Source organism: Azotobacter armeniacus (assembly GCF_054779355.1).
Genome location: NZ_BAAGYK010000082.1, coordinates 29,730 through 39,221 on the forward strand (window position 1 = coordinate 29,730; position 9,492 = coordinate 39,221).

Consider the following 9,492-nt stretch of genomic DNA (forward strand, 5'->3'; position numbering starts at 1 on the left):
CTCACCTCTGCTTCTCGTCAGGGTTCTGATCATCGGGGTTTTGCTTCTCCCCGGGATTCTTGCCTTCGGGATGGCGATGCTCGATCACCGCATTCATCTCCGCACCGAACAGCAGCACCGCCGAGGAGATTAAGAAATACAGCAGCATCACCATGATTGCCCCGACGCTACCATAGGTCGCATCGTAATTGCCGAAATTGCGTACATAGAAGCCGAAGCCGAGCGAGGCCGCGATCCATACCAGCACTGCCAGCACCGAGCCAGGGGTGATGAAACGAAAGCGCTGTTCGACGTCCGGCGCCACGTAGTAGATCAACGCCACCGCCAGAACCAGCAGCAATATCGCCACCGGCCAGCGCAGCCAGGTCCAGAGGGTGACGATCAGTTGCTCCAGCCCCACCCAGCCGGCCAGCCAGCTCATCACTTCCGGTCCGATGAGCATCAGGCCGGCAGCGCTCAGCAGCATCAGGGCGATGCCGATGGTATAGAGCACCGACAGGGGAATGCGCTTCCAGGCTGGGCGGCCTTCCTCGACATCATAGGCCTTGTTCATGGCGAGCATGGTCGAACGAACGCCGGCCGAGGCTGCCCACAGGGCGACCACTATCCCCACCGAAAACAGCCCGACCCGCTCGGTCTGGAACTGGGTGATGACCGCGTTGACCTGGTCCATCACCTCCGCCGGCAGCAACAGGGCCGCCTGCTGCTGAAGCCAGTCGAAGAAGTTCTGCAGATCGAAAAAGCCGATCAGGGCGATCAGGAACAGCAGGAAGGGGAACAGGGAGAAGAACATCTGGAAGGCCAGCGCCGAGGCATAGGTCGGCATTTCGTCGTCCATGAAGTCCTTCACCGTACACTTGAGGATCTCGACCAGCCCCATACCTCGCAAATCCAACAGATGCATGCCACCCCCCTCCTCCCGCTGAGCACCTCTAGGGATAGACGTGCCGGATCGGTATCGGTGCCCGCAGGCTGACCAGCGGCAAGGCAGGCACAGAAGGAAAGCGGCGCTGGCGATCCTGGAGCTCAGTGGAAGAACTTGGCCAGCATCCGCGAGACGAAGCCACTCTCGAGGCTTTTCTTCACATCGCTCACATAATGCTTGTCGTCGCGCTTGATGTGGTTGGTCAGCCACAGGCCGATATCGCTGCGCACTTCCCGCGCCAGGCGGATCGGATCTTCGCCCTTGTCGAAGCGCGTACCGTAGGCATGGGCGCGCCCCTTGAAACGCTCGTGCACCTGGTGATGCGCCTCGAGCAGCGGATAGCCGGCCTTTTCCATCAGGCTTTCTTCGAAGGTGTTATGGGAAATGGAATAGTCGATGATCGCCTTGATGACCCCTTCGATCTCCGCGACCGACTTGCGGGCAATTGCCTGATCGATCTCGTTCAGGTACTCGAAGATACGCTTGTGCTGATCGTCGATGATATCGATGCCGGTTTCAAACTCGGCTGACCAGGGAATGTTGAAAGCCATTTTTGCACGCACCTCGACAAGACAGGAAAGCAGTTAGTAACGCCTGCTGAAACAGTAACAGTGCAATTCACATGCCCCGTGCATGGCTTTTTGCCATTACTTGAATAATGGCCGGTCTGGAAAGTTTTCTTGGCAACCAAACCGTCATCTCGCGGATTTCGGCTGAGGCAAAACTTCACAGAAATGTGTCTTTTTGTAATGAACCGATCAAAATCGAGTCTTTTCCTCATGGCCTGGCTTTGACTGCCAGCAGCGGCGTATCCAGCACCTGCGACTTGCCGCCCATGAGGTTTTCGCTGATTGCGATGAAGTCGTCAGTATTGACCCGCTCCATGCGGATCAGCCCCCGCACCACATCGTCCAGCGAATGGCGATTCTCGCTGCGTGTGCGGATCTCCCCGTCGAGCGCCTGCAGCAGGAGCACGGCACGGGCGGTTGCCGCGCCGCTGACGCGCTCGCCGCGCAGGTTCTTGACCTTGCGGCTCCAGCGGGTCAGCTGCTGGCGAATCCGCTCGTAGCGATCCTCGCCGAGTCCACCGGCGCGGCGCAGCAGTTCGATGGCGTAGTACTCGGCCAGCCCTTCGCTGATCCAGTCACTTTCGTCGGTGTCGCGAATCCGGGCGAACACGTGCACCAGCTCGTGCAGCAGGGCGCTGGTGCCGTTCTCGCTGACCAGCGGGCGATCGGCGTGCAAGTACAGGGAGTTGGACGCCGACAGGCCGCCGCGCCACATGGGGTTGCCAGCGCCGACCACCAGCAGCTTGCCCGGCTCGCGGAGGAACACCGCCTGGTATTCGTCCCAGACGAAGGTCAGCAAGGTCAGAATGTCCATCCGCCGCATCCCCTCACCGAGCGGTGCCGCCACGCTGACCTCGCTGCTGCCCAGGGTGACACGCCTTGTACCGAGCCGGCCGGCGAGCAGCCAGCCGGTCGGCCGGTCGAACAGGCGCGCCGGGTTGTCGATGCGGAAACGATTCTTGCCGATGCGTGGCCAGCCGGTTTCGACGCCCTGCCAGCCCTCGGGCAGCTCGAACTCCAGACGCGCCACCAGCTCCACGCCATCCTGCTGGACCAGATGGGCGCTGGGCACCAGGTCGTCGCCGCGCAGCAGCGCCCAGTGCTCGGTCATCCGCGCATCGAAGCGCCCGGAGGCGCGCACATGGCTGACCCGTACCCGGTAGCTCAGGCTGCTCTTGCCCGCCGCTGGCCGCCAGGTACCGCTGCCGGGCGCCTCCTGCTGCCACTGCCCGTCGCCCTGGAAATCGCTGTAGCGGCCCTGGTCGCCCAGCTCTAAGCGCAGGCTGCGAACCGCGCTGCCCTGCTCCAGGGTCAGGCGCACCTCGGCCTGGTCGCTCTGCGGCAGAAAGCGTACGTGGTAGTCCAGATCGACCTTGTTCGCCGCCCAGGACGGGACGGACGCGACCAGCAGCGCGGCACAGAACAGCAGGTTCGGGCGAGCGAACATGGGGAAAACTCCTTGGCGGGGCCGACAGGACAAGTGTGCCGGCTGGCCGGGCGCAAAGGGAAGCATCGAAGCGGATCGGTGGGGCCGCATCCGGCCCGGCCCCGAGCCTGCCGGGCGCAGACTCAGCCGGCGCGGAAGATCAGGTAGTCTTCCCAGTCGTCTTCGGACACCGAAGTTTCGCTGAGCATGCGCCCAGCCTGGGATATCCGCTCGCGATGCACCGCCTGGACATCGCCGCAGACCAGCGGGTGCCAGAGCGGCAGGTCCTTACCCTCGGCGACCAGCCGATAGGCGCAGGTCGGCGGCAACCACTGGAACTCGCCGGCCTGGGCCGGGGTGAGCTGGATGCAGTCCGGAACCGACCGGCGGCGGTTGGCATAGTCGCGGCAGCGGCAGGTTTCCAGGTCGAGCAGGCGGCAGGCGATGCGCGTGTAGTAGACGCCGCCGTCCTCCTCGTCCTCGAGCTTCTGCAGGCAGCACAGGCCGCAACCGTCGCACAGCGACTCCCACTCCTCGGCGTCGAGCTGGTCGAGGGTCTTGCGCGTCCAGAAGGGTTCGACTTTCGCCGCCATGGGAACTACTGCCACCATGAAAAAAGGGGGGAAGTCTAGCCAGTGCCGGAGGGTACTGTCACGTTGATGATGTGTGGCCGACCGAGAACGTAGCGCGCGAGGATGAAGAACTCGCGCGGCGAACCGTCCGGGCATCGGGGCGCACGTCACCCGTTCCCGAGTCGCAAAGGCTTGGGTGCGTACCGCTCGTTTCTGCTGGGCGTTCGAGTGGTAGCGGCAGTGCATGAACAGGTGGGCGACCTGAGCGTGGATCGAAGCGAATTGTTGCAACTGGCGCGCCGATTCGAAGCGGCGCATCACCTTCTCGCGTCCTCGGGTCGGCTGGTGCGAGTTCTCCGCCCGGTTGTTCAATCCCTTGTGCTGGCGGTGTTCGAGGTTCAATCCCCTTTCCCGGTTCGCCGCCGCGCAACTCCCGAGCTTGTCGGTGACCGGTACTCGCGGAGCGCGATCGTGCTTCCTGAGCAGCTTGCGCATGAGCCGCCTGGCCACTCGCTTGTCGCACCGGCGTTGCACCAGCACATCGAGTACTGCGCCGTGCTGGTCCAGTGCGCGCCACAGCCAGTGTTTCCTGCCATTGAGAGAGACGACCACCTCATCGAGGTGCCACGTGTCGCCTCGGGCCAAAGCGCGGGAGCGAATACGCCGGGCAATGCCCAGGCCAAACCCCACCGACCAGCGCCGCACCGTCTCGCAGGTCAGCTCGATGCCTCGGGCGGGAAGCGTAACCGGCATAGGAAATGGCGTCGCTGGCAGGTACAGTGGCTCGTTTCATATCCGGGATTGTCAGCGCATCTCCGGCAACCTGCCAACAATGTGACAGTACCCCCCCAGCTGCCGCCTGAAGTCGCGTTCTACTCCCGTATTAGGCACCGAATAGGATCGGGCGGGATGCGGCGGCTGTTGACGCCGCATCCCGCCCTTCTCAAGTCCAGGCACACACAGCGAGGCGCCCGGCTGGAAATCCAGCCGGGCGCTTCTTCGTGAGATCCATTACTTCAGCGGCTTGATCTGCCCGCCCGGGTTCACATTGAGGTTCGCCGGGATGTCGGCCCAGCCACCCAGCCCGCCGCCGTAGGAACCGTAGGAGTAGTCGACCGCCGACGACGCCCCTTCGATGTCGATCTTCACGGTCGGTGCGAGGGTGCCGCCGCGCCGGAAGTCGCCCTCGGTGCCGATCGTGTCGATGAACGACTGCACCAGGCCGCCCGGCATTACGTAGTGCGAGTACGCCTGGAAGTGGCCGAAGGGCTGGTTGTAGTCGGGAGCGAACGGGAACCCGCTGTTGAAGTTGAGGTTCGTCGGGTTGCCGAGCACCAGCCCGGATCCCTGGTTCATCGGCTGGTAATCGCTGCGGATCCCGTCGCCCACGAAGCCGTACACTCCCTCGGGGCCATCAAGGTCGGCCGCGTAGGTGCCGCGGTGGCTGATGGTGAAGAGATAGTACTTGCCGTCCTTCATGTAGATCTGCGGCCGTTCGGTCTGATCGGTCACGCAGTTCGCCGAGAGGATCGGCGGCAGGAACTCCCACTCGGTGAGGTCGTCGTTCTTCGCCTTCGCCAAACCGATGTTGCCGATCTGGTAGGGCGCACCCGACGCGTTCACCTGCTCGACAGTCTCGGCGTAGGGGTCGCCCTCCCGGTAGCCGAGGTCCTCCGCGTTGCACGCGGCAGACTCTCGCGGCATGGCCGAGTTGCCCTCGAAGACCATGAAGGTCTCGCCCGGGTGGGCCGGGTCCTCGAAGGTGAACGGGTCGCGGAAGTTGAAGTACGGGTTCTGCTCACCGGTCTGGTAGTAGGTACCGTCGGCCGACAGGAGCGGAATGACCTTGTCGAAGCCGGTGAACTTCACGCCCTCCTTGTTGGCGTGCACCTTGCCGACGCTGAGCGCGATCTTCGGGTCGTACGGCTTGATGTCCTTGCCCGCGGCGTCACGATAGAACGCGACATCCGTGAAGAACAGCTTGATCTCGCCGCCCGGGAAGATGCGCGCCGAGCCCGACCATTGCGTCTGGTGGCTGTACGACTGGTCCTCGAAGATCTGGCCGGTGACGCCCTCGTCGAAGACGAGACCGCCGTAGGTCCAGCCGCCGTTCGCCGGCCGCTCGTCGGCGGGGATGCCGGCCGGGCGGTAGAAGTAGCCGATCTTCGCGAACACGTGGCGATCGTCGAAGCCGAGGTTCCGGTCGGCGACGAGGGAGAAGATGATCTCCTGCCCGTTGACGCTGTACTGGTTCGCGTCGGCGTCGGTCAGGGGCCAGGTGTCCCACACCCAGACCTGCTCGTTCGACATGTCGGGGAAGTTCTGCGGGACGTCGGGCATGGTGTATTCCGCAGGCATCGAGTTCACACGCGAGACGGCCCTCGGGTCCGACATCCGCTTGATCTGACGCGCGTCGGCACGAGTCCACTTCGCTGTGAAGCTGTCCTCAGGCGCGAATGCCTCCTGCGTGTGCACAGTGGGCTCGGGGCCGGGTTCCAGGTAGGGAGCCGCAACGGCTGCCGTGGCGCTGCTGAACAGCGTCGTCCCAGCGATCCCGCTGACGAGAGATCGCCGAATACGTTGGTCGATGAGTAACATGATGTTTCCTTTCGTTTTGAAAGCGGGCGCGATGCTAGCATTTCATATAAGGCTTGTTAACGTTAAATACGACCTGTTAACGTTAAATGACGGCCTGTTCAAAGTCTCAGCGGGATACCCGATACTACTGGGATGAGACATTGCCATCCCGGTGACATCAGCCGTGACCAGTTCGAGCAGGTTCGCCCCCTGCTGGAAAGTGCACGCAAGAAGACCGCCCCACGGAAAGTGGATCTGTACGACGTGTTCTGCGCGGTGCTGTACCTGTTGCGTACAGGCTGCCAGTGGCGTGCGTTACCGAGCGACTTCCCGAAGTGGCGCACCGTGCATTCGTACTTCGCCATTTGGAGACGGTGCGGCGCTGGTCGGTGAGGTTTGGCCTGGGCATTGCCCGGCGTATTCGCTCCAGCGCTTTAATGGCAGGAAACACTGGCTGTGGCGCGCACTGGACCAGCACGGCGCGGTGCTCGATGTGCTGGTGCAACGCCGGCGCGACAAGCGGGCGGCCAGGCGGCTCATGCACAAGCTGCTCAGGAAGCACGATCGCGCTCCGCGAGTACCGGTCACCGACAAGCTCGGGAGTTGCGCGGCGGCGAGCCGGGAAAGGGGACTGAACCTCGAACACCGCCAGCACAAGGGATTGAACAACCGGGCGGAGAACTCGCACCAGCCGACCCGAGGACGCGAGAAGGTGATGCGCCGCTTCGAATCGGCGCGCCAGTTGCAACAATAATTCGCTTCGATCCACGCTCAGGTCGCCCACCTGTTCATGCACTGCCGCTACCACTCGAACGCCCAGCAGAAACGAGCGGTACGCACCCAAGCCTTTGCGGCTAATGCCGCTCGATCGGCGCGATCGCGAGCGGCGTGAGTCGGAAGGAACGCAGTTCGGTGTCGCCGCCGAGCGACCTGACCGAGAGCCCGTTCGCGCCGGGGGCCCCGAACGCGAGATTCGAGAGCACGGCCTCGCCGTCGTTCACGAAGACCTCGACCGAGGCCGCATCGACGATGACGTCAAGGGTGACGACGCCGTCGCGCGCCGGCGCCGGCGCCGTACGAACCTCGCGGTAGACCTCGGGCATCCGGTCGGCCGCAGCATCCGCGTCGCGCGCGACGAAGGCGACGCCGTGCACGAAGTCGTACCCGACGGCCGTGAAGTGCCCGCCGCCCTCCTTGACGCGGAACCGCACCTCGTTGGTGCCCGAGGCCGCGTCGAGCTCGACCCGGAGTCGGTAGGCATCGGATTCCGGTTGGGGGAGCGTCGTCCCCGAGGCTTCCGTCACCCGTACCTTGGAGCGCACCTCGGCGTTGCCCTCGAGCTTGTCGAGCGCGTCGACGGGCTGCGAGACGAGCACCGGCTCGCCGTCGACCGATCGCAGCTCGATGCGACGCACGATCGAGTCGGCGCCGCCGTGCCAGTCGTCGGTCGGCAGCTTGGTGGCGTAGGCCCAGTTGTTGAGCCAGCCGATGGCGTAGCGGGAGGCGAGGCGTTCGGCGTCGTCCTGTCGCGAGTCGTCCCACGTCACGGTGGCGTAGAAGTCGGCGCCCGAGTCGAGCCATCGCGGTTCGTCGCGATCCGCGGTGAAGCGCTCGCCGTCCCAGTCGCCGGTCCAGTACACGGTTCCCGTGGTCATGCCCTTGCTGGCACCATTCCCGCCTGCCGCGAGCACCCATCGCGTGTTCGCCGGGTCACCGTCGACCGACATGCGGAACAGGTCGGGGCACTCGAGGATGCCGAGGTCGTCGCGCTCGAAGCCCGATCGGTACGTCCAGCGCTTCAGGTCGGGCGAAGTGTAGAAGCCGATCTTGTCGCCCTCGGCGAGCGCCATCAGCCACTCGTCGCGGGCGTCGTCCCAGATGATCTTCGGGTCACGCCAGTGGTCGGCGCCCGGATTGTCCATGACGGGGTTGCCGTCGTACGCCTCGAAGCGGTAGCCGCCGTCGGTCGAGACGAAGAGCGACTGCCGTTGCACACCCTCGTGCTGCTGGGTCATGACGGCGATCACCGCGCCGGCGCCGAAGCCCGCAGTGTTCTCGGTGTCGATCACGGCGCTGCCGGTCTCGATGTCGCCGAGGCCGTTCTTGTACTTGTCGATTGCGACGCCGTGATCCTGCCAGTGCACGAGGTCGGTCGAGGTCGCGTGGTACCACTCGGTGCCGTTCCCCTTGGGGTAGTCGGCGTTGTAGAGGTAGTAGTAGTGCCAGACGCCGTCGATCAGGATCGGGCGCTGGGGATCGTTCATCCAGTGCTTGGCGGGGGTGAGGTGCACAGCGGGCCGGTAGGGCGACCAGTCGGCCGGTCGCGAGAACTCGGATGACTCGGTCGGCGGCGGGCTCGACGGCTCGGGGCCTGACGGGGTCGCCGGACCGGGCGCGAACACGAGCACGAGCACCGCCACGATCGCGGCGGCGAGCAGCGCGGCGAGCGCGCAGACCGATGCGCGCCGAGCTGCGCGCATCGAGGTGGGATTGCGGTTCATGATTCTCCTTGTTGGGTGTCGAGCACCGACCAGGGCTTGTCGCCGAGGCGCTCATCGAAACCCTCGATGCGTCTTCGCAGCAGAACTTGGGGAGCGGATGCGTCACTCGAGGAATCCTCGGCCACGCTGGCCAACTCCAAATCGATTTGCAAAATGAGAGGTTCCGCTCTCAGTGGATCGGATTCCGCTGAGCGCGCGACCACCTGCGAGCTGATGCGGATCCTCGGAATTCCGCGGATTCTCGCGGGGTTCGAGCGCTTCGAGACACCCGTCGCCTGAAATTGAATCCGTGCGCCGCCGTGGAAACAGCGGGGGTGTCTTCACCCCCATTCATAATTCACAAGAAGGGGCCATTTTCCGACACGTTCGATGGATGGCCTGGACCGGGTTCGGAGGGGAGAAGCCGTCGCCACGGTTAACGTTAACAAAATTATGAACCCACCCCGAACGCGGGTCAAGTCGGTCATCTGGAGGAGGTACTGTCACGTTGTTGATGTGTGGCCGACCGAGAACGTAGCGCGAGGATGAAGAACTCGCGCGGCAAAACCATCCGGGCATCGGGGCGCACCTCACCCGTTCCAAAGCCGCAAAGGCTTGGGTGCGTACCGCTCGTTTCTGCTGGGCGTTCGAGTGGTAGCGGCAGTGCATGAACAGGTGGGCGACCTGAGCGTGGACCGAAGCGAATCGTTGCAACGGGCGCGCCGATTCGAAGCGGCGCATCACCTTCTCGCGTCCTCGGGTCGGCTGGTGCGAGTTCTCCGCCCGGTTGTTCAATCCCTTGTGCTGGCGGTGTTCGAGGTTCAGTCCCCTTTCCCGGTTCGCCGCCGCGCAACTCCCGAGCTTGTCGGTGACCGGTACTCGCGGAGCGCGATCGTGCTTCCTGAGCAGCTTGTGCATGAGCCGCCTGGCCGCCCGCTTGTCG

General features: G+C 64.2%; 8 protein-coding genes and 2 pseudogenes. 2 read left to right on the forward strand and 8 right to left on the reverse strand.

The window, feature by feature from the left end:
* Position 1: 1 nt before the first annotated feature.
* The 6 genes and pseudogenes from ACYVD0_RS12545 to ACYVD0_RS12570 form a co-directional block, all read right to left on the reverse strand.
* Positions 2-904 (reverse strand): YihY/virulence factor BrkB family protein, encoded by a 903-nt coding sequence (locus ACYVD0_RS12545; protein ID WP_460427114.1) that lies wholly within the window; start codon positions 902-904, stop codon positions 2-4.
* Positions 905-1,026: 122 nt separating this feature from the next.
* Positions 1,027-1,476, reverse strand: coding sequence for a hemerythrin domain-containing protein (locus ACYVD0_RS12550; RefSeq protein WP_460427115.1), 450 nt, complete (start codon positions 1,474-1,476; stop codon positions 1,027-1,029).
* A gap of 226 nt (positions 1,477-1,702) precedes the next feature.
* Positions 1,703-2,941 (reverse strand): M61 metallopeptidase family protein, encoded by a 1,239-nt coding sequence (locus ACYVD0_RS12555; RefSeq protein ID WP_460427116.1) that lies wholly within the window; start codon positions 2,939-2,941, stop codon positions 1,703-1,705.
* 122 nt (positions 2,942-3,063) lie between these two features.
* Complete coding sequence (locus ACYVD0_RS12560) at positions 3,064-3,513, reverse strand: YcgN family cysteine cluster protein (RefSeq protein ID WP_460427160.1); 450 nt, start codon at positions 3,511-3,513, stop codon at positions 3,064-3,066.
* Between the two features lie 237 nt (positions 3,514-3,750).
* A pseudogene (locus ACYVD0_RS12565) lies at positions 3,751-4,245 on the reverse strand (IS6 family transposase); the annotation flags it as partial.
* A 258-nt stretch (positions 4,246-4,503) separates the two neighbouring features.
* Positions 4,504-6,090, reverse strand: coding sequence for a glycoside hydrolase family protein (locus ACYVD0_RS12570; protein WP_460427117.1), 1,587 nt, complete (start codon positions 6,088-6,090; stop codon positions 4,504-4,506).
* Between the two features lie 132 nt (positions 6,091-6,222).
* Here ACYVD0_RS12570 and ACYVD0_RS12575 point away from each other — a divergent pair.
* Together ACYVD0_RS12575 and ACYVD0_RS12580 are read left to right on the forward strand one after the other, a co-directional pair.
* Positions 6,223-6,438 (forward strand): annotated as a pseudogene (locus ACYVD0_RS12575) (transposase); the annotation flags it as partial.
* Complete coding sequence (locus ACYVD0_RS12580) at positions 6,380-6,823, forward strand: DDE-type integrase/transposase/recombinase (protein WP_460427118.1); 444 nt, start codon at positions 6,380-6,382, stop codon at positions 6,821-6,823. The pseudogene ACYVD0_RS12575 and the gene ACYVD0_RS12580, both read left to right, overlap by 59 nt.
* 100 nt (positions 6,824-6,923) lie before the next feature.
* Here ACYVD0_RS12580 and ACYVD0_RS12585 read toward each other — a convergent pair whose 3' ends face one another.
* Positions 6,924-8,570, reverse strand: a complete 1,647-nt coding sequence (locus ACYVD0_RS12585) for a glycoside hydrolase family 32 protein (protein WP_460427119.1) — start codon at positions 8,568-8,570, stop codon at positions 6,924-6,926.
* 330 nt (positions 8,571-8,900) lie between these two features.
* A partial coding sequence (locus tag ACYVD0_RS12590) for a DDE-type integrase/transposase/recombinase (protein ID WP_460427120.1) occupies positions 8,901-9,492 on the reverse strand: 592 nt, incomplete at its 5' end.

What these genes read in the sequence shown, in the direction of transcription:
- ACYVD0_RS12545 (WP_460427114.1), bottom strand. Translation starts at nt 904, where the DNA reads ATGCATCTGTTGGATTTGCGAGGTATGGGGCTGGTCGAGATCCTCAAG.
- ACYVD0_RS12550 (WP_460427115.1), bottom strand. Translation starts at nt 1,476, where the DNA reads ATGGCTTTCAACATTCCCTGGTCAGCCGAGTTTGAAACCGGCATCGAT.
- ACYVD0_RS12555 (WP_460427116.1), bottom strand. Translation starts at nt 2,941, where the DNA reads ATGTTCGCTCGCCCGAACCTGCTGTTCTGTGCCGCGCTGCTGGTCGCG.
- ACYVD0_RS12560 (WP_460427160.1), bottom strand. Translation starts at nt 3,513, where the DNA reads ATGGCGGCGAAAGTCGAACCCTTCTGGACGCGCAAGACCCTCGACCAG.
- ACYVD0_RS12570 (WP_460427117.1), bottom strand. Translation starts at nt 6,090, where the DNA reads ATGTTACTCATCGACCAACGTATTCGGCGATCTCTCGTCAGCGGGATC.
- ACYVD0_RS12585 (WP_460427119.1), bottom strand. Translation starts at nt 8,570, where the DNA reads ATGAACCGCAATCCCACCTCGATGCGCGCAGCTCGGCGCGCATCGGTC.